The sequence below is a fragment of the Streptococcus sanguinis genome (assembly GCF_020729765.1).
Lineage (GTDB): Bacteria > Bacillota > Bacilli > Lactobacillales > Streptococcaceae > Streptococcus > Streptococcus sanguinis_Q.
Genome location: NZ_JAJEPD010000051.1, coordinates 50,238 through 69,076 on the forward strand (window position 1 = coordinate 50,238; position 18,839 = coordinate 69,076).

Consider the following 18,839-nt stretch of genomic DNA (forward strand, 5'->3'; position numbering starts at 1 on the left):
ATGACAATCTTGACATTCTTACTGCAAGCAGTTGCCAGCCTACTGGCTATCATTACTTTTTTAATCGTTCTAAACGTCCAGCGCAGTATGCTAATTCCCGGCGGAGTGCTGGGCATGGCTATTTGGCTACTCTATCTCCTGCTCAAAGGACCGACCAATGTCATCATAGCAACCTTTGTGGCTGCTATCATTGGCTCCTGCGTCAGCCAAATTCTCAGCATCATCTATAAAACGCCTGCTGTTGTTTTTATTTTGGCTATTCTAGCGCCTTTGGTCCCAGGCTACATTTCCTATCGGACGACTGCCTTCTTTGTCACTGGTGATTACAGCCAGGCCATGATTCACGCTACTCTGGTGGTCATTCTGGCCTTGGTCATCTCAATTGGCATGGCCAGTGGCACTGTCGTACTCAAGCTCTACCACTACTTGAAAAAGCGCCAAACCAAACTCACAGCAAACAAACAGTAGAGCCATCTGCTGTTTTTATTTTGGAAAATACATCTTAAGCCTGATTTAGCTGAGATTAGATGTTTTTTGTAAGAGTTTTATTCCTAAGTATGGTAAAATAGTTTTCGGAATATACTAGAATAAAAGGATTTAAAGAGGTCTTATAATGACAATCGGAATCGACAAAATCGGTTTTGCGACCAGTAATTATGTCTTAAAATTAAATGATTTAGCGGCAGCCCGTGGGACTGACCCAGACAAGCTTAGCAAGGGGCTCTTACTCAAGGAACTAAGCATTGCTCCTCTGACTGAGGATATTGTTAGCTTGGGAGCGGCGGCAGCAGACCCCATCCTGACAGCAGAGGACAAAGAAAAGATTGATATGGTCATCGTGGCTACTGAGTCAGGGATTGACCAAAGCAAAGCGGCAGCTGTTTTTGTCCACGGCCTTTTGGGTATCCAGCCTTTTGCCCGCAGCTTTGAAATTAAGGAAGCCTGCTATGGAGCTACTGCTGCACTGGACTATGCCAAGCTCCATATCGAAAAACACCCAGACAGCAAAGTTTTGGTATTAGCTAGCGACATTGCCAAGTATGGAATCAATACACCGGGCGAGCCAACTCAGGGAGCGGGAGCTATTTCTATGCTGATTAGCAGCAATCCCCGTATCCTCGCTTTCAATGATGATAATGTAGCTCAGACACGCGATGTCATGGATTTTTGGCGCCCAAATTACTCGACAACTCCTTATGTCAACGGGCTCTATTCAACCCAGCAGTATCTGGATAGCTTAAAGACAACTTGGACAGAGTACCAGAAACGCCACAAGCTAGCTCTCAAAGATTTTGCAGCCTACTGCTTCCACCTGCCTTATCCAAAACTGGCCCTTAAAGGCCTCAATAAAATCATGGATAAAAGCCTACCTCAAGAGCAGCAAGACCAGCTTAAGGAAAACTTTGAAAAGTCAATCCTCTACAGCCAAAAAGTTGGAAATATCTATACAGGCTCCCTCTTCCTAGGCCTCCTGTCTCTTTTAGAAAACTCTGACAACCTCAAGGCCGGCGATCGGATTGCTCTTTTCGGCTATGGCAGCGGAGCTGTCTCTGAAATCTTTAGTGCCAATTTGGTAGAGGGCTATGAAAAACATCTATCCCAGACACGCCTAGAGGAATTAGACCAGCGTCAGGCTCTTTCCATCTCAGACTACGAGCGCATCTTTTTTGAAGAAGCTGAGCTGGATGCGGAAGGCAATGCCCGCTTCTCTGGCTATGAAGACCAAAGCTTTGCTCTGGCGGAAATTGCAGAGCACCAGCGCAAGTACATCAAAGTTGAGAAATCATCATGAAAGTAAACTGGACTGGATTTTCCAAAAAAACTCCTGCTGAACGGCTGCAGATGTTGAAAGAAAAGGGACTTTTACAAGATGAACATTGGCAGCCGCTAGACAGTCAACAGACTTTGCCTCTGGAAACAGCCAACCAGATGAGTGAAAATGTACTGGCTACTCTAGCCTTGCCCTACTCTCTGGTGCCAGACTTTCTGGTGGATGGTAAGACCTATCAAGTTCCATTTGTGACAGAAGAGCCATCTGTGGTAGCAGCAGCCAGCTTTGCCGCTAAGATTATCAAACGTTCTGGCGGATTTGAGACAGAGATCCACAAACGTCAGATGATTGGACAAATCGCCCTCTATCAGGTTGAAAAGATCGACCAAGCCATCAAAGATGTTCTCAAGAAAAAGAAAGAGTTGCTGGAGCAGGCCAACCAAGCCTATCCATCTATTGTTGCCCGTGGTGGCGGTGCTAGAAATCTTTGGCTGGAGCAAAAGGATGACTTCCTCATTTTTTATCTGTCTGTGGATACGCAGGAAGCCATGGGAGCCAATATGCTCAACACTATGCTGGAGGCCCTCACCCTTCCTCTGGAAGATCTGACTGGCGGTAAGAGCCTGATGGCTATTCTGTCAAACTATGCAACAGATAGCCTTGTAACAGCCCGCTGTGTCATCGACTATCGCTTTCTCAGCCGGGATAAGGCTGAGGCGGAACTTCTTGCGGATAAAATGCAGCTGGCTAGCAAGCTAGCCCAGATTGACCCTTATCGAGCGGCTACCCACAATAAAGGTATCTTTAATGGTGTTGATGCTTTGGTGCTGGCTACTGGAAATGACTGGCGAGCTGTAGAATCCGGTGCGCATGCCTATGCCAGCCGAGAAGGAAGCTACCGCGGCCTCTCTACTTGGACGGCAGACCCAGACAAACGCCAGCTTCATGGTCAGATGACCCTGCCCATGCCCATTGCAACTAAGGGAGGATCCATCGGCCTCAATCCCGCAGTGGCAGCCAGCTTTGACTTACTAGGACAGCCTCAGGCCAAGGACTTGGCTTCCCTCATCGTTTCAGTCGGATTGGCACAAAATTTCGCCGCCCTCAAAGCACTGGTCAGCACTGGTATCCAAGCTGGTCATATGAAATTGCAAGCAAAGTCACTGGCTCTACAAGCTGGAGCCCAAGGCGAAGAAATTGCTGCTATAGCCAGTCGCTTAACAGCTAATAAGACTTTCAACTTAGCTGCTGCTCAGGAAATCCTAGCTGACTTACGAAAACAGGACAAGTAAAAAGGCCATTGATGGCCTTTTTTGTATGACTTTATGCTATTTATTGAATCTGTTCATGAGCTTCTTTTAGCCGACCGTAGAGTAGATAGGGTACACTCTTTAATTCTTGCAAATTTCGGCACGACAGGGCGCACATGATGAGACGCAGATCCGATTTCCAGCCTTCTACAATATCAATAACCTCTTCTACTGAGTGATTTTCCACCAAGTCCAGCATAGTGCGAGAGAGACCGACCGCCTTGGCTCCTAAGACCAGAGCTTTGACCATATCCAAAGGATGGCGGACACCTCCACTAGCCAAGAGTTCGACCTCATCGCGAAGTGGCTGAAGCGCTAACAGACTCTGCAGAGTAGATTGCCCCCAATCATTGAGGTAGTCACGATTGCCACCCCGCTGATTTTCAATATAGGCAAAGCTAGTGCCACCCCGGCCGGAAATATCAAAAGTCTGAATCCCCAAGGAGCGCGCTTCTTCGACAGTAGAGCGATCCATGCCAAAGCCAACTTCTTTAAGAATTAGGGGAAGATCCAGCCGCTGACTATAATCTGTCAAGTGCTGGCGCCAAGAGCGAAACTCCCGCTCGCCCTCTGGCATCAGCAATTCCTGCATAAGATTGACATGGACCTGCAAAAAGAGGGGCTGCAAATCAGCTATCGCCTGCTGGGCAGCTTGATAAGGCTTGTCCAAGCCGATATTGGTAGCCAGTAATAAATCAGGCCGACCAGCCGCCACCCGATAGGAAAGATCAGAAGGATTTTTCAAGGCTGCACTATAAGAGCCAGTCACAAAAAGAAGGCCACAACTTTCAGCTACTTGAGCCAGCTTTTCATTGATCTGGCCACCTTTTTGGCTGCCGCCAGTCATGGCATTGATATAAAAAGGAAAGTCCCAATCACGACCAGCAAAGTGAGTAGATAGGTCAATCTCTGCCAAATCATACTTGGGCAGAGAACGGTGAACCAGTTCCATTTCATCAAAACTGTTGTAACCTGGACGCTGCTCTAAAGCGTATTTGATATGGTCGTCCTTACGATTCTGGCTCATCATGACCCATCCTTTCTCTGTATAATAGCTCAATGCCAGCTTCTTGCCAGGCTTGAATTAGTTGCTTGCTAGATGCGGCATCAAAGCTGAGAGCAATCCCGCAGTCACCACCGCCGGCACCACTGCTCTTAGCCACACAGTTCAGTCCCTCTGCCGCTTCTTTTAAGACTTTCAGCCTGTCTGTATAGATAACCGGACTGAGTGTTTCTAATAGCTGACTAGCCTTTTCCAAACTGGACTGAATAACGGGCTGCTCTCCTGCTAATAAAGCTCTCTCCAAAGCATCAACCTGCGTCCTACTGCCTGTCAAAAAGGACTCTGAAATAGCTGACTTGACCTGATTGACCAAGTCCTTAGAAATCGCTGGCTGCTTGGTCCAGCCAACCAGAAAATCCATGACTAAGCAAGGCTTAATACTGCGAATTTCAAAACCCCAATCCTCTGCTAGTAATTGCTGTAAATCAACTTTGTCCATACGCTTGTGGACCAGCTCTCTATCAAAAGACCGGTAGTAAATCAGATCTTCATAAGCAATGCAGGCTAGATCTCCCATAGAGCCATTGTCTCCGCGCTTGAGGAGAACGTAAGAAGCCAGCTTAAAGAGTAGCTCTGGCTCTAAGCCCAGCTCATAAAGGGCTGCCATGGCCTTGATGGTCAGAATAACAACACTACCGCTGGAGCCAATCCCGAACTTCTTGCCTTTTCTCTCCATCTTGCCACTAATCTTTAGAAAAAAAGGCTGAAGTTGGAAGCCTAAGATCAATAAATAAGTGTTCATAACTCCTATCGTCTCCTGAATCAAGGCATAATCAGGGTCTGGCTCTAGGTTAGAGCTGTGTTCAAACATATCTGATGTCAAGTGATAGTCAGGCGCTGTCTGGATTTCTCCCGTCATATAGATTGGGATGGCCTTGATAATGGCCGGCTGACCTGCCGCCAGCACTGCATATTCACCCGCCAGATAGAGCTTGCCGCAGGTTTGGACTCTTGCACTAGTCTTCATCTGACAAGTCCTTTGTTTTGGAGACGATAAGCCGGTAGTCCTTCTCAAAAATAGCCACCAGATGGTCTAGGTCTTCCTCCAAGCAGAGCACCTTGACATTGGGCCCCGCGTCCATGGTAAAGTAGCAACGCTCGCCCTGCTCCCGTAGCTTTCTGACAGCATCCATAGCCTGGTAAGACTCCTCTGTCAGATAAGAAAACGGCGGATAAGCTTTTTCTGTCGTAGCATGCATCCGAAGAGCATTTTCTTCCGTCAGCTGACCAACCTTGGAAAAATCATTGTCCCGCAAATAACCTAGCATGGCCTGATAATCCAAGGCAGACTGGGCAATCCAATCTGGGAAAATGGTGGAAGTTTTGGCACAGAGCTCCATACCGTCGCGGCTGGAAATAGGCTTTTTCTCATCGTGCAGAACCAGCATAATCATGGCTAGCTTCAAATCCGTCTTGACTGGATAAATGGCCCCGCTGTCCTTATCCCAGGCCGCTAGCGGACCAAAGAAAGAGCGAGCAGAGGACCCTGAAGCAAACTTGGCCAGCTGGGCCAGCTCTTGCGTCTGATAGCCCGTCTGAAAATAAGCATTGCAGGCCTTGACTAAGGCAGACAGACCACTGGAGCTGGAAGACAGACCCGCTGCAGTCGGCATGTTGTTGCTGGTATCAACGCGGACAAAACCATCTTCTGGAGAGCGAAAACGGTCAATAATCTTACTGATTTTGGCATGTTCTGCCAGACTTTGCAGCTGACCGTCAATATAAAACTCATCTCCAGCCGCTGTAGCCGGCAAAGGACTCAGCTTGGTCTCGGTATACATATTTTCCAGTGTCAGCGAGATACTGCTGGTAGACGGAATCATCTTTTCTGCATCTTTTTTCCCCCAATATTTGACAATTGCAATATTGGCATAGGATTTGACACTTACAGGCTTTCGATCCATGTGTTAATGGCCCCTTTCTCTCTCAATACGGCGGCTAAGACCTCCGCCTGACTTTTTTCTCCTACAAGAGCAATGACACAGCCGCCCAGACCACCACCGCTCATTTTAGCACCCAAAGCCCCATTTTCAAGAGCTGCCGCTACCAACTCATCCGCTTTCTGGCAAGACACTCCTAGCTTGGCTAGCTTCTCATGAGCCTTGGTCATAGCTTGCCCCATTGTCATCAGGTCCTTGATAGAAATAGCCTTCTCAAGGATTTTCGTTAAATTCCCCAATTCCTGCAGCAAAGGCAGAGCCTTTTGACCCTGACTTTCTACAGCACGGATAGCTTCGCGGGTATGACCGTGAATGCCCGTATCTGCAATCACTAAAAAGGCATCCAGATCCAGCTCAATTTCACTGAAACCAAAATTGCGGATGAATTTGATAGCCACATCGCTAAGGCAAGTCTTGGCATCAAGGCCACTGGGATTCATATGGGCAATCATCTCTGCCCGATTGGCTAGAATCTCCAGTGTTTGGTCATCCAGCTCTTCCTCAAAGTAGTCAAAGACCGCCCGAATGGCCGCAATACTGACTGCGGCTGAAGAACCCATTCCCCTCTTCTCAGGGACCATGGACTCCACCTGACAGCGAATCTTAGCCCCCTGCCGGCCTAGATGTTCTAGACAGGCAAAAACAGCCATGGACAGCGTATCCTCAGCATAGAGGGTCCAGGCCCGCTCAGACGGAAAGACCTGACAGGTCACTTCAATACGATTAAGAGGCAGGGAAATGGCCGGATAGCCGTAGACCACCGAATGCTCTCCCATTAAAATAATTTTACTATGTGCCTTGCCGACACCGATTTCTTTTGTCATACTCTTCTCTTGTCTGTAGATTCTCTCTATCTTATTTTAATATACTTTGGCAAAAAAAGCGATTTTTATTAAGAGAAAATCACTGGGGCTAGAGACCGATATTTATATAGGCAGACATGATAAAACCCCGGAGCTTGCAGCCGGAGTCTTTTAAAGTTCTCTTCTTATCAGGTCCATCAGCTGGTTACGATCCAAGATCCATTGAGCCCGCTCGTCTTTTTCATAGGTCCGGTTGGATAGGAAAATAGCCGCCTTTTGCTCCTTGCGATTATACATGATAAAGGTTCCTGTGTAGCCAGTGTGATCCAGCCAGCTGCCCTCTAGATTCCAAGCTAGACTGCGTCTTTTGCCTAACTCCTTGGAAAAATTCTGGGTCAGATGGTCCGCAAAGTCATCCTGCAGATAATGCTCCAGAAAAACTTCTAAATCCCTTAGGGTTGAAAACAAGCCAGCACTGCCAGCATGGATGCCTAGAACACGCGCCTTAGGGTCATGAACCTGACCATCCTGGACACCGCGAACGGTCAGCACAGCTCCTGGAACTGGTCCAAAACCTGTCTCAGTCAAACCCCAAGGCTGGAAAATCTGACTTTGAAAAATCTGATCCAAGGACTGACCGTAGATCTCTTCCAACATAAAGCCCAAGAGCAGAAAATTCACATCCGTATAGCGGAAGGTCTTATCTTCAAGCACCGTCAAATGATTGAGTGCTTCTTTCAACTCGGGAGCTGTCAGCTGATCACGATTGGGAATAAAGGGATCCAGCCCAGATGTGTGGGTCAAGAGCTGACGCAAGGTCACATCTTCTCGATGAAAGGCCGGATAATAGTGCTGCAAGGGCAAATCCAGCTCCAGCTTGCCCTGCTCATACAAAAAGGCTGCCAGAGTGCCAACTCCGACCACCTTGCTGACGCTAGCCAAGTCATAGACCAAACCCGCTTGAGTGGGCTTTCCTTCTTGCGGATCTGCCAGACCAAAGTAGAATTCCTGCCACCAGCCAGCTTGATACAAGGCCAGACTAGCACCGGGATAGATACCGTCTTTCAGCTGTTCTTGGATTTTACTGATGATTTTTTCTAGAGTCATGCTTCAAACCACAATTCAATCTTGCTAGAATCCTGACTCAGCAGGAACTTATCCGACTTGGGTACAAAGACCCCCTGCCCTTCAAAGACAGGACGCAGAGAAGCTGTTTCTAAACGATTGACCTGAGCTTTGAGCATGGTCAAATCCCAAGTTAGGGCATTGTCTGCCTGCAAGTCTTGTCCCTCTGCTTCTGTAAAGGTCAGGAAATCCAGCACATTTTCAATCTTGCTGTAAAATTCTTGGGCTGCATTGGCATCAGGCACACGAATTTCTACTGTCTCTATCTCAAATTGGCTAAGACCGATAAAGTCCTCTTGCTTTTCAAAGTCAGTCGCCGCTGTGACCTCTTGCAGATTTGCTCTATTATCTTCAGCGTGCAGGAGAACTAAGTCACCCTCTGGTGACAGAGCTTCAAAAGCATAGCCTTTCTCTCCTTGATACAGCTTTGTCCAAGCAGGCTTTTGAGCCAATAGAGACTCGATTTCTTTAGCATCTGCAACCTTAACAACGATTCTGGCTAATTTTTTAGGACCTTTGACTCGCCGCGACCGCATACTGGGCGATTCTTCCAGCTGCAGTTTCTCAGTCTTGGTCTGATCTCCCAAGGATAGAAAAGCAGCTTCCTCTAAAAGAGCCTTCATGCCCAGCTGATTTACAAAAAACTCTTGATTTAAATGACGATTATTGATCTTTAATACAGGGATAATTCTAATAATATGATTCGCGCTCATAATTCCTCCAAACCATTTTATTGTAATGGATTTTCATCTTTTTGACAAGAAATTATACGCAAATAAACAATTTTTAAAACAAGAAGGACTTGGATTTATTGGTAAACGGTCTGAGCAATGACCCTTAGAGATAGTGAAATAAATATAAAATTGCCAAACTTGCTTCTTCCTCTTTACCTTCTCTAGCCTTCGAAAAAAGAGTTGGGGAAATCCCCCAACTCTAATCTTATGTGCTTATCCGTAGATTGTTTTAAACAAGAGGACCGCTGTAATACCTGCAAGAATCGGTGCCACAACTGGAACCCAAGAATACCACCATTTTGAATCACCCTTGTGTTTACCCAAAACAGCTTCTGGCAGGATGAAGTGGAGGATACGAGGTCCGAGGTCACGAGCTGGGTTCAGTCCTGGTCCAGTAGGGCCTCCCAGTGAGGTTACCAAAGCCATTACCAAGAAACCAAGTGCCAAGTGAGCGACTGCTGATGAAGCATTGGTTGCTTGAGCAAAGGTATTATGCACCGCCTTATCCAAATCAGCTTCTGCTATTTTTTGACCAACTTGAGCCGCTTGTAAAGCTTGTTGCTGAACATTTGACTCAATAATTGATTTTAGCTCTGCACCAAAATGAAGTTTTGTCAAGCCCATAGCAGCAAAGAAAAGAACAAAAGAACCAACAAACTCATTAATAAAACCATTGAACAAGGCTGCTTTTCGTGATTCAGGCGTACCATGGTCTAGGCTAGAGATGGTAGAGAAAGTACCTAAGATATTATTAGGATTTTCTGTTTTCAGATAGTAAGGACGGTGGGTCGCAACGACCAAAGCCTGTCCGAAGATAGCTCCCAAAATCTGCGCTGCAATATATGGTGCAACCTGTGCCCAAGGGAAATAACCGCTGACAGCAAGTCCCAAAGTAAAGGCAGGGTTGATATGGTTACCGGACACATTACCAAACATCAAAGCTGGAATCATAACACCCATACCGTAACCGACAGCGATGACTAACCAACCGCTCTGATGTCCCTTAGTTCCTTTTAATTCAACGTTGGCAACAGCTCCGTTCCCCAAGACAATGAGGATAGCTGTTCCTAAAAATTCTGTGGCGTATTTAACGACCCATTCGAAATCCATTTAATGTTACTCCTTAAATATTTTTTAGACAAAGTCTATTTTATCAAGTATAATGGATAATGTAAAGGTCATTTTTAATAAAAATAAGAAAATGAGGGAAGAATATGCGTTTTAATCAGTATAGTTATGCAAGAACGAAACGGGAAAATATGTTGATAGAATTAGCTGAATTAGGCTTTTTTTATGACAGCAATCGCTCTGATAAGGAAAATCTTGAAGATTTTCTCCGCACCAGCTTTTTCACTTATAAAAATACAGATTATCCCTTGAAATCCTTGGCTGCTGACAGCCAAACAGACCTGCTGAGCTTTTTCCAGTCTGACAGAGAACTGACAGCACCTATCTTTTACACTGTGGCTTTTCAACTGCTTGAGTTCTCGCCCTTTATTGATTTTACAGATGTTGAGGCCTTTCGCAAGGAAACAGGCTTTCCCATTACATTTGGAGACTTGTTGGAAAATCTCTACCAGCTGCTCAACACTCGGACAAAAAATGGCAACCTCTTAGTTGATAAGCTAGTCAGCGAGGGTTTGATTCCTGAGGACAATACCCACCACTACTTCAACGGCAAGAGCCTGGCAACCTTTTCCAGCCATGATGCTATCCGTGAGGTGGTTTATGTGGAATCACGTGTGGATACTGATCGAGACGGCCGTCCGGACCTCATCAAAGTCAGCATTATCCGGCCCCACTATCAAGGACAAATTCCTGCAGTTATGACCGCTTCTCCTTATCATCAAGGAACCAACGACCCCGCAAGCGACAAGGCTCTCCATGATATGAATGTGGACTTAGCAAAAAAAGAGCCCCATCAAATCACAGTACAAGATCCTGAGCTCAAATTGCTCCAGCTTGATTCGCTGGCTCCTGCCCAAGAAGTCTCTGAAGCCGAGGAAAAACTGGGTCATATCAGCACCTACACGCTCAACGACTACTTGCTGCCCCGCGGCTTTGCCAATCTCTATGTGTCTGGCGTAGGAACCAAAGACTCTGAAGGTCTGATGACAAGCGGAGACTATCAGCAGATTGAGGCCTACAAGAATGTTATTGACTGGCTCAACGGCCGCTGCCGAGCCTTCACCGACCACACTCGCCAACGGGAAATCAAGGCTAGTTGGTCCAACGGAAAAGTGGCTACGACCGGCATCTCCTATCTGGGCACCATGTCCAATGGGCTGGCTACGACCGGTGTAGATGGGTTGGAAGTCATTATCACCGAAGCTGGGATTTCTTCTTGGTACAACTACTACCGTGAAAACGGCCTTGTCACTAGTCCTGGCGGCTATCCAGGAGAGGATTTTGAATCCCTGACCGAACTGACCTACTCCCGCAACCTGAGAGCTGGTGACTACCTGCGTCATAATCATGCTTATCAGCAAAGCCTAGAGCAACAGCGCAAAGACCTAGACCGGCAAACTGGAGATTACAATCAATTTTGGCACGATCGCAACTACCTTCTCCATGCAGATAAGGTCAAGGCTGAAGTCGTCTTCACCCACGGCTCTCAGGACTGGAATGTTAAGCCCCTCCATGTCTATAATATGTTCCGAGCCTTACCATCCCACATCAAAAAGCATCTCTTCTTCCATAACGGTGCCCATGTATACATGAACAACTGGCAGTCCATTGACTTCCGTGAGTCTATCAATGCTCTGCTGAGCAAGAAACTGCTGGGTTGTGAATCAGACTTTGAACTGCCAGCAGTCATCTGGCAGGACAATAGCCAAGCTCAAAGCTGGCTGACCTTGGAAGACTTCGGTGGACAAGAGCAGAAGCTTCAACTCCAACTAGGCCAAGACTGCCAATCTATCCAAAATCAATACCCAGAAGAAGACTATAATCGTTTTGCTAAAAATTACCAAAGCTTTAAAACTGAGCTTTTTGAAGATAAGGTCAACCAGATTACTCTGGACTGGACCTTGGAAAAGGACCTCTTTCTCAACGGAGCGAGCCAGCTCAATCTTCGCCTCAAATCCAGCACTGATAAAGGACTGATTTCTGCTCAATTGCTGGACTTCGGACCAGCTAAGCGCCTCACACCGATTCCTACTCCTATTGAGCCTAGAGTCATGGACAACGGCCGCTACTATATGCTGGACAATCTGGTTGAACTGCCCTTTGCCGAAACGCCTCATCGCGTCATCACCAAAGGATTCATCAACCTGCAAAACCGGACCAACCTACTGATGGTCGAAGAAGTCACTCCTGACCAATGGCTGGAATTTTCCTTTGAACTGCAACCAACCATCTATAAGATGAAAAAAGGCGACCAACTGCGCCTTGTCCTCTACACTACAGACTTTGAGCATACCGTCCGTGATAAGACCGATTATCAGCTGACTGTAGATTTGAAGCAATCTAGTCTAGATTTGCCGACCATGAGCTTTAATATGAACGAAGATTTAGACGAAACAAGCAATTAAAAGAGCAAGGCTCGCATCAAATAGGTTTCATCAAAAATTCTCAATACGATACACATTCCCCTTATAAAGAGCATAGCCTGCTTTTCATTATTGAAAAACTCTGGCTCTGCTTCTTGCCACTTTTCCAAAAAATGATATAATTTGAAGAGTGAAGATTACCAAGGGCTAAGCCCTTGCGAGAGAAAGGAAAGAAAATCTTATGATGAACATGCAAAGCATGATGAAGCAAGCACAAAAGCTTCAAAAACAAATGGAAAAAGGACAGGCAGAACTGGCTACAACAGAATTTACCGGCAAATCAGCTCAAGACTTAGTCGTTGCTAAACTGACTGGCGATAAAAAGGTAGTCAGCATTGACTTCAATCCAGCCGTTGTGGATCCTGAAGATTTGGAAACTCTGTCAGAGATGACTGCGCAGGCCCTGAATCAGGCGCTGGCTCAGATTGATGATGCTACTCAGAAGAAAATGGGCGCTTTCGCAGGCAAATTGCCTTTTTAAGCAAGATAAATAACCTTACCTCTTGACTAAACATAAGTCAAGCAATACTCGAACCAGCAAAAAAGACTGAGATTCTTCAGTCTTTTTTGATTTATAGGCGTTCCCTCACCAGTCCACTACACAAAATTAAGCAAATCTGCTACCTTACTCATCAAAAGCACGGCATAGTCGGGATTGTTTTGCAGCTCCTTGATAGAGCTCTGCACCAGCTCTAAATCATCGGTAATCATCCCATCAACGCCCAGACGGAAGGATTTGCCAATGCTGTCTGCATCATTGATGGTCCAGTCGTAGAGCTGCTTATCTGTCGTCCATAGCTTATCGACAAAGTTTTCATCAAGGGTCGAGTACTCCATCGTATAGCCGGAAGCCTGCGTCCGTGGGAAAATAGTATTGTAGGGTAGGATAAAAAAAGTCGGTATGCTCTCATCATACTGGACAGTCTTGTCAATAACCTGATAGTCCAAAGACTGAATCTGATGGCCATAAACCTTGATATTAGCTCCATATTGGCTCAGGAAACGGTCCATCATATCGTCTGAGTCCAAGCTGCTGGTCTTGATTTCTATCAAGAGTCGCTGCCCCATCTGATTGGCTCGTTTGAGATAAGCATCAAAACTGGAAATTTTGGCAGTGTGTCCATTTTCTGAAATATCTAAAGCCGTCAGCTCTTGCAGAGTCAGCTCTTGCGGTCTAGCATCGATGCCGGCCAAAGCTTCTAGATTGGCATCGTGCATCATGACAAACTGGCCATCCTTGGTCTCCTGAACATCCATTTCGATATAGTCTGGCTTGAGCAGAGCTGTCTTCTCAAGCGACTCAACTGTATTCTGGACACCATTTCCCTGCGAAACTCCACGATGCGAGATGGTCAGAGGGACGTTTTCCAAGGGCAGATTGAGATAGGCAAAGCCTTCAAGGGCAAAGACAGAGCTAGTGACCAAAAGGATAAACCAGCGCATGAGAGGCAGGCCTTTTCTGTAGCGGTATTCAGACAGCTTACTGTCTGTCAGAAAAGCCACAAACTTAATCAGAAAGTAGGCTACCATAAAGTAATAAGCCAGCTTGATGAGGCAGTAATTAACAACCGCTGCTGTCAAGGCTATCTGATTGGACTGGCCATCCGCATACTGCTGCAACACTAAAATCGGAATGCTGCTTAAAAGAAAGAAGAGAAAGCTCTTGGCCAATATCCAAAAGAGCTGCCAAGTATAGCGAATCAAGTGCCCCTTGGTCTTATCCAAACTATACCTAATCGCATCTCGTAGGCGGAAATGCTCAAAAAAGAGCTTGGGCAGGGCAAACATTAGGCGGACAGCTATCAAAAAAAGCAGAAAACCTAAAGCATAGATTGATAATTTCATCCATAAGGCCGTCTTGAGATAGGTCACGATAAATTCTGGAATCAGAATTTTATTCAAGTAGTAGATTTTAAGAATTTGCCGCAAAAAGGGAAAGATAAAGCCCATATACAGTGCAATGAAGAGGACCTTGCTGGGTCGGGCGTAGCGAATCAGCGAGCCGCTGTCTTTGAAACTTTTCTTGATAAACTGAAAAGCGCTTCGCTCTTCCTCATCTAAAAGATTGCGGAGCCCCATAAATATCAGTCCAATCTGAAAATAAGCGACAAAGAGATTGGCTGCAAAAAGCGCTAGAAAGGCCAAGCCAACCCAGACATTTGAAGTCAGAACCTTCAGGGCATTCGTATAAGATAAGAAGAGGTAGCCTGTCTGCTTGAGCAGAGTCTCTGCTGCAAAGGAGTTGAAAGGCACCCAAGCCAGCTCCATGAGCATAAAGACCGTGAAAAAGAGCAACAGAATTTTATCAAGATTGCGATAGAGACGTAAAAGTCCCAGTCTTTGTGATTTCATTTTTCTCCTTTATGTTGTGAACAATACAAAACTTGCTAAAAAGCGATTCTTATTTAAAACAAGGTTGAGACAGATGTCCCAACCTTATTTTTATTTTCCAAATAAACGTGCCCAGAAGCCCTTGCTTTCCTGCTCCTGCACCTTTTCCTTGGCTTCATCCAACTCCAACAGCAAGGTTTCACGCTCATTCATAGCCTTAGCTGTTAGCTGCTGCTGCTGGTCCAGCTGCTTGTCCTTTTCAGCAATCTGGACATCCTTGATGCGCAGCTGCTCATCTTTCTTAGCCAGCTGGCTGTCCTTGGCCTTAAGCTGCTCATAGAGACGCACAATCTCAGCATTTTTTTCGTCCACCAAGATTTCCATCAGCTCGCGTTGCTTCACATCTTCGCTAACAGGTTCATCTTCAAAAATAGTTTTCTTATAAATCTCTTCCAGCTTAATCAAGCCACTGCGGGTCACCACCGTGACTCCTTTTTCATTCTTTTCCGTATCTTCTGGCGGCAGTGCCTTGACACGATTGTTAATCGCCTGGCGGCTAACTCCAAGAATCTCGGCTAACTCGCTGACTGTCTTTTCAATTGCCATAATTTCCTCAAAAACTTTTTCTAGTTTGTAGATACCTAAATCTTATCATATCAAGCCTTAACTGTCAAATTTCACAATATTTTTTGAGCCTGACTCCTATCTTTTCAGCCCTTTTTTGTGATACAATGAGACAGATTAGTCTAGTAAAAGAAATGAAAAAACCAAATGAATTTAGAAGCCTAGAGATGTTCAGCTACAACCTTCCAAGAACGTCTACAAGATAGCAAATTCTGCTCACCAAGGAAGCACAAGATTTCTGACTAACTGATAGAAACCACTCTCCACGAAAGGAAAAGACCAATGAAGCATTTCGATACAATCATCATCGGCGGAGGACCGGCTGGCATGATGGCTGCCATTTCCAGCTCTTTCTACGGACAGAAGACCTTGCTCCTCGAGAAAAATAAACGACTGGGCAAGAAACTAGCTGGTACAGGCGGCGGGCGCTGCAATGTGACCAACAACGGAAACCTAGATGACCTCATGGCCGGTATTCCGGGCAACGGGCGCTTTCTTTACAGCGTCTTTTCCCAGTTTGACAACCATGATATCATCAACTTCTTTACAGAGAACGGTGTCAAACTCAAGGTTGAGGACCACGGCCGTGTTTTCCCAGCGACAGACAAGTCCCGCACTATTATCGAAGCTTTGGAAAAGAAAATTGCAGAGCTGGGTGGCACTGTCATCACCAATACCGAAATCGTCTCCGTCAAAAAAAATGATAATCTTTTCACTATCAGATCCAGCGACCAGACTTGGACCTGCCAGAAATTGATTGTGACGACTGGCGGCAAGTCCTACCCTTCAACAGGCTCGACAGGCTTTGGTCACGATATTGCCCGACACTTCAAGCACACGGTGACTGACCTGGAAGCTGCTGAAAGTCCTCTTCTGACTGACTTTCCTCACAAAGCGCTTCAGGGGATTTCGCTGGACGATGTGACCCTCAGCTATGGCAAGCATGTCATTACCCACGACCTGCTCTTTACTCACTTTGGCCTATCAGGCCCGGCAGCCCTGCGCTTGTCTAGCTTTGTCAAGGGTGGAGAAACCATCTATCTGGACCTTTTGCCACAGATGAGTCAGCAGGCTCTGGCGGACTTTTTAGAAGAAAAGCGCGAAAAATCGCTGAAGAACTGCCTGAAAATCCTCCTACCTGAGCGAATAGCAGACTTTTTTGCCCTGCCCTTTCCCGAGAAAGTCAAACAACTCAATCTCAGTGAAAAAGAGGCTCTGATCAAACAAATCAAAGAACTGCCCATCCCTGTCATTGGCAAAATGTCCCTGGCCAAGTCCTTTGTAACCAAAGGCGGCGTTAGCCTCAAAGAAATCAATCCCAAAACTCTGGAAAGCAAGCTCGTTCCCGGCCTCCACTTCGCTGGAGAGGTCCTAGACATCAATGCCCACACAGGCGGCTTCAACATCACTTCTGCCCTCTGCACCGGCTGGGTAGCAGGAAGCTTGCATTATGAGTGATGGCTCATATTTATCCATTCAGGTCAAACAAAAGGAATAAGCAAATGAATCGACTAGAAAATGTAGAATTCGTCAACATGTGCATGGTTTATGACGGAGAAAAAGTTCTCGTACAAGAACGAGTCAAATCTGACTGGCCTGGTATCACTTTTCCTGGCGGGCATGTAGAGCACGGGGAATCTTTTACCGATGCAGTTATCAGAGAAGTCAAAGAAGAAACTGGATTAACCATATTCAATCCTCAACTTTGCGGCATAAAGAACTGGTATGATGATAAAGATTTTCGTTATGTCGTCCTGCTCTACAAGACAAAGCACTATTCTGGTGTGCTGCAATCCTCAGATGAAGGAAAGGTCTGGTGGGAAGATTTTAAAAATTTGTCCCATTTAAAGCTAGCAACAAGTGACATGTCTGATATGCTGCGTGTTTTTTTAGAAGACGATTTAAGTGAATTCTTTTACTATAAAGACGGTGATGACTGGCTTTATGACTTGAAGTAGAAATAAATAGGCTAGGAAATTCCTAGCCTATTTATTTCGCATTTGTCCGAACATAAGCAGCAATCACATCTGCTGTGTACTGGGCAGTTCCTGATCCAAATTTATCGATGTTTTCTTTAAACTCTGGGTTATAGACATAGCCTTTACCGATATGACCGAATACTTCAATAGAGCAGTCAAAACCATAAGTGCGAATGGCTTGTAAGAGACGCGCTGCCTGCTCCTGATTTTCTGCTGCTTCAATCGGCAAGTCTTGTTGCATATTCTCTGCCAGACTTTGAAAAACTTGATTGAAAGCTGCGGCAGATTCTTCTTCCCGTCCATTTTGACGAGCCAATGCTTCTGACATGACTTCTTGACCGTATTCTTCGACAGCATCTTGATGGTATTTGTGATTGTCTTCGTAGGTAAAACCTGCGAATTTTTCTTTCATTGTCATCTTTCTTTCTCCCTTTTCATCTTGGATGGTTTTTTGCAAGGTGGAAATCAAGGTATCCAAGCGGTCTCTTTCCTGCTGCAAATACTCTAACTGCCTAACCAGATGCGGCAATAAAGCCTGTTCATCCTGACTCAGCAGCTCTGCTATTTTCTCCAAAGAAAAACCCAGATACTTATAGTAAAGGATGACTTGCAGCCTCTCTAAATCAGCTTGGCAGTATGTCCGATAGCCATTTTCTGATTTGGCGGGCACTAACAGTCCGATTTTGTCATAATGGTGCAGGGTTTTGACAGAAACACCTGACAGTTGTGCCGCTTCTTTGATCTGGTACATGATAGACCTCCTTACCACTATAGTATAAGCCCTAACCTAAGGTCAGAGTCAAGTTTTTCTAGAAATTTTTTAAAATTTCCTTACAGTTTCCAAAGCGGCTAGAAGTTATTTACGAGAAACCATAGCAATGAAGCCCAATTTTTCCTGATTTTTTTGGAACATCTTAAACATCTTCATAAATTGACTATAATTTTCTTTCTTGAGGGCATTGAAGCAGATTTTCAGAGTGCCACCCAGCCCTTCGTCATATATCATCCCTCGAAGGCTCATCAAGGTCATTTCGCCGACAAAGGTGTCCACACGGTCAAAAGCATGAGAACGTGCCAGCTGAATCCAAGATCCCTCGGTTAGAGGCCCCACATTGACATTAATCGCACGAGATAGCTCTTCTCGGACATTCTCATCTTTTTGCTTGAGCATGACGTCGTGGGTGAGGAGCACTCCGCCTGGCTTCAGCACCCGATAGTACTCATCCATACATTTAGCTTTCCCCTTATCCGTCTGCATGGTCAACATAGCTTCATTGATAACAATATCAAAAGAATTGTCATCATAAGGCAGCTTCATGGCATTAGCCTGCTCAAATGTGACGAGTTCACTAACACCAGCTTTGTCTCCATTAAGCTTAGCCTGAGCCAGCGCAGCCTTATCCAAATCAACTGCAGTAATCTGGCAACCATATTTTTTTGCTAATTCAATCGTTGTAGTTCCCATATTGCAGGCAACCTCTAGAACCTTTTTATCACTGGAAAATTTTCCTTGCTCTATCAACCAGTCCGTTGCTAGCTTACCTCCGGGTCGAAGACGCTTCTTTCCTAATTTTGCTAAAAATTTATGACCTGCTTCTGCCATTTCCG

At 45.7% G+C, this 18,839-nt stretch carries 18 protein-coding genes; 7 read left to right on the top strand and 11 right to left on the bottom strand.

The genetic code is table 11. The annotated features are described in order from the left end of the window. The 3 genes from K4H96_RS07145 to K4H96_RS07155 all read left to right on the top strand — a co-directional run bounded on the left by K4H96_RS07145 (window position 1) and on the right by K4H96_RS07155 (window position 3,063). A complete protein-coding gene (locus K4H96_RS07145; protein WP_002903393.1) occupies window positions 1-468 on the top strand; it encodes a threonine/serine exporter family protein in 468 nt (155 codons plus the stop codon). Between the two features lie 145 nt (window positions 469-613). Then, the gene (locus tag K4H96_RS07150; RefSeq protein WP_223337887.1) at window positions 614-1,792 is read left to right on the top strand and encodes a hydroxymethylglutaryl-CoA synthase; all 1,179 of its coding nucleotides are present in this window, start codon (window positions 614-616) and stop codon (window positions 1,790-1,792) included. Continuing rightward, complete coding sequence (locus K4H96_RS07155; RefSeq protein ID WP_223337888.1) at window positions 1,789-3,063, top strand: hydroxymethylglutaryl-CoA reductase, degradative; 1,275 nt, start codon at window positions 1,789-1,791, stop codon at window positions 3,061-3,063. Before K4H96_RS07150 ends, K4H96_RS07155 begins: the two co-directional genes overlap by 4 nt. Before the next feature lie 40 nt (window positions 3,064-3,103). On the opposite strand, the gene fni is transcribed toward K4H96_RS07155, so the two are convergent. The 7 genes from fni to gla form a co-directional block, all read right to left on the bottom strand. After that, window positions 3,104-4,111: a type 2 isopentenyl-diphosphate Delta-isomerase gene (gene fni, locus K4H96_RS07160; RefSeq protein ID WP_223310939.1), complete on the bottom strand. Its 1,008-nt coding sequence runs from the start codon at window positions 4,109-4,111 to the stop codon at window positions 3,104-3,106. After that, a complete protein-coding gene (locus tag K4H96_RS07165) occupies window positions 4,092-5,111 on the bottom strand; it encodes a phosphomevalonate kinase (protein WP_223337889.1) in 1,020 nt (339 codons plus the stop codon). Before K4H96_RS07165 ends, fni begins: the two co-directional genes overlap by 20 nt. Then, the gene (gene mvaD / locus K4H96_RS07170) at window positions 5,101-6,048 is read right to left on the bottom strand and encodes a diphosphomevalonate decarboxylase (RefSeq protein ID WP_223337890.1); all 948 of its coding nucleotides are present in this window, start codon (window positions 6,046-6,048) and stop codon (window positions 5,101-5,103) included. Before mvaD ends, K4H96_RS07165 begins: the two co-directional genes overlap by 11 nt. Further along, complete coding sequence (mvk, locus tag K4H96_RS07175; protein ID WP_048768364.1) at window positions 6,030-6,908, bottom strand: mevalonate kinase; 879 nt, start codon at window positions 6,906-6,908, stop codon at window positions 6,030-6,032. Before mvk ends, mvaD begins: the two co-directional genes overlap by 19 nt. Window positions 6,909-7,058: 150 nt before the next feature. Continuing rightward, window positions 7,059-7,994 carry a serine hydrolase domain-containing protein gene (locus K4H96_RS07180; RefSeq protein ID WP_223337891.1) on the bottom strand — a complete coding sequence of 312 codons (936 nt, stop codon included), beginning with the start codon at window positions 7,992-7,994 and terminating at the stop codon, window positions 7,059-7,061. Beyond that, window positions 7,991-8,725, bottom strand: a complete 735-nt coding sequence (locus K4H96_RS07185; protein WP_002903409.1) for a CppA N-terminal domain-containing protein — start codon at window positions 8,723-8,725, stop codon at window positions 7,991-7,993. Before K4H96_RS07185 ends, K4H96_RS07180 begins: the two co-directional genes overlap by 4 nt. A 234-nt stretch (window positions 8,726-8,959) precedes the next feature. Beyond that, window positions 8,960-9,856 (bottom strand): aquaglyceroporin Gla, encoded by an 897-nt coding sequence (gene gla, locus K4H96_RS07190; protein WP_223337892.1) that lies wholly within the window; start codon window positions 9,854-9,856, stop codon window positions 8,960-8,962. A 104-nt stretch (window positions 9,857-9,960) separates the two neighbouring features. Between gla and K4H96_RS07195 the strand changes: the two genes are divergently transcribed. Continuing rightward, on the top strand, window positions 9,961-12,279 hold the full coding sequence (locus tag K4H96_RS07195) for a Xaa-Pro dipeptidyl-peptidase (RefSeq protein WP_223337893.1): 2,319 nt from the start codon (window positions 9,961-9,963) through the stop codon (window positions 12,277-12,279). Window positions 12,280-12,478: 199 nt separating this feature from the next. Beyond that, on the top strand, window positions 12,479-12,778 hold the full coding sequence (locus K4H96_RS07200) for a YbaB/EbfC family nucleoid-associated protein (RefSeq protein WP_223337894.1): 300 nt from the start codon (window positions 12,479-12,481) through the stop codon (window positions 12,776-12,778). A gap of 116 nt (window positions 12,779-12,894) precedes the next feature. On the opposite strand, the gene K4H96_RS07205 is transcribed toward K4H96_RS07200, so the two are convergent. Beyond that, entirely contained in the window at window positions 12,895-14,649 is a 1,755-nt protein-coding gene (locus K4H96_RS07205) for a glycerophosphoryl diester phosphodiesterase membrane domain-containing protein (RefSeq protein ID WP_223337895.1), read from the bottom strand. 90 nt (window positions 14,650-14,739) lie between these two features. After that, a complete protein-coding gene (locus tag K4H96_RS07210) occupies window positions 14,740-15,234 on the bottom strand; it encodes a DUF536 domain-containing protein (RefSeq protein WP_002896624.1) in 495 nt (164 codons plus the stop codon). 300 nt (window positions 15,235-15,534) lie between these two features. Between K4H96_RS07210 and K4H96_RS07215 the strand changes: the two genes are divergently transcribed. Further along, window positions 15,535-16,710, top strand: coding sequence for a BaiN/RdsA family NAD(P)/FAD-dependent oxidoreductase (locus K4H96_RS07215; protein ID WP_223337896.1), 1,176 nt, complete (start codon window positions 15,535-15,537; stop codon window positions 16,708-16,710). A gap of 44 nt (window positions 16,711-16,754) precedes the next feature. Further along, a complete protein-coding gene (locus K4H96_RS07220; RefSeq protein WP_223337897.1) occupies window positions 16,755-17,210 on the top strand; it encodes an 8-oxo-dGTP diphosphatase in 456 nt (151 codons plus the stop codon). Between the two features lie 31 nt (window positions 17,211-17,241). On the opposite strand, the gene K4H96_RS07225 is transcribed toward K4H96_RS07220, so the two are convergent. Beyond that, window positions 17,242-17,982, bottom strand: a complete 741-nt coding sequence (locus K4H96_RS07225; RefSeq protein ID WP_223337898.1) for a MerR family transcriptional regulator — start codon at window positions 17,980-17,982, stop codon at window positions 17,242-17,244. A gap of 105 nt (window positions 17,983-18,087) precedes the next feature. Further along, window positions 18,088-18,834: a class I SAM-dependent methyltransferase gene (locus tag K4H96_RS07230; protein WP_223337899.1), complete on the bottom strand. Its 747-nt coding sequence runs from the start codon at window positions 18,832-18,834 to the stop codon at window positions 18,088-18,090. Window positions 18,835-18,839 lie beyond the last annotated feature (5 nt).

What these genes read in the sequence shown, in the direction of transcription:
- K4H96_RS07145 (WP_002903393.1), top strand. Translation starts at nt 1, where the DNA reads ATGACAATCTTGACATTCTTACTGCAAGCAGTTGCCAGCCTACTGGCT.
- K4H96_RS07185 (WP_002903409.1), bottom strand. Translation starts at nt 8,725, where the DNA reads ATGAGCGCGAATCATATTATTAGAATTATCCCTGTATTAAAGATCAAT.
- K4H96_RS07150 (WP_223337887.1), top strand. Translation starts at nt 614, where the DNA reads ATGACAATCGGAATCGACAAAATCGGTTTTGCGACCAGTAATTATGTC.
- fni (WP_223310939.1), bottom strand. Translation starts at nt 4,111, where the DNA reads ATGATGAGCCAGAATCGTAAGGACGACCATATCAAATACGCTTTAGAG.
- K4H96_RS07215 (WP_223337896.1), top strand. Translation starts at nt 15,535, where the DNA reads ATGAAGCATTTCGATACAATCATCATCGGCGGAGGACCGGCTGGCATG.
- K4H96_RS07195 (WP_223337893.1), top strand. Translation starts at nt 9,961, where the DNA reads ATGCGTTTTAATCAGTATAGTTATGCAAGAACGAAACGGGAAAATATG.
- K4H96_RS07165 (WP_223337889.1), bottom strand. Translation starts at nt 5,111, where the DNA reads ATGAAGACTAGTGCAAGAGTCCAAACCTGCGGCAAGCTCTATCTGGCG.
- mvk (WP_048768364.1), bottom strand. Translation starts at nt 6,908, where the DNA reads ATGACAAAAGAAATCGGTGTCGGCAAGGCACATAGTAAAATTATTTTA.
- K4H96_RS07200 (WP_223337894.1), top strand. Translation starts at nt 12,479, where the DNA reads ATGATGAACATGCAAAGCATGATGAAGCAAGCACAAAAGCTTCAAAAA.
- K4H96_RS07180 (WP_223337891.1), bottom strand. Translation starts at nt 7,994, where the DNA reads ATGACTCTAGAAAAAATCATCAGTAAAATCCAAGAACAGCTGAAAGAC.
- mvaD (WP_223337890.1), bottom strand. Translation starts at nt 6,048, where the DNA reads ATGGATCGAAAGCCTGTAAGTGTCAAATCCTATGCCAATATTGCAATT.
- gla (WP_223337892.1), bottom strand. Translation starts at nt 9,856, where the DNA reads ATGGATTTCGAATGGGTCGTTAAATACGCCACAGAATTTTTAGGAACA.
- K4H96_RS07210 (WP_002896624.1), bottom strand. Translation starts at nt 15,234, where the DNA reads ATGGCAATTGAAAAGACAGTCAGCGAGTTAGCCGAGATTCTTGGAGTT.
- K4H96_RS07205 (WP_223337895.1), bottom strand. Translation starts at nt 14,649, where the DNA reads ATGAAATCACAAAGACTGGGACTTTTACGTCTCTATCGCAATCTTGAT.
- K4H96_RS07220 (WP_223337897.1), top strand. Translation starts at nt 16,755, where the DNA reads ATGAATCGACTAGAAAATGTAGAATTCGTCAACATGTGCATGGTTTAT.
- K4H96_RS07225 (WP_223337898.1), bottom strand. Translation starts at nt 17,982, where the DNA reads ATGTACCAGATCAAAGAAGCGGCACAACTGTCAGGTGTTTCTGTCAAA.
- K4H96_RS07230 (WP_223337899.1), bottom strand. Translation starts at nt 18,834, where the DNA reads ATGGCAGAAGCAGGTCATAAATTTTTAGCAAAATTAGGAAAGAAGCGT.
- K4H96_RS07155 (WP_223337888.1), top strand. Translation starts at nt 1,789, where the DNA reads ATGAAAGTAAACTGGACTGGATTTTCCAAAAAAACTCCTGCTGAACGG.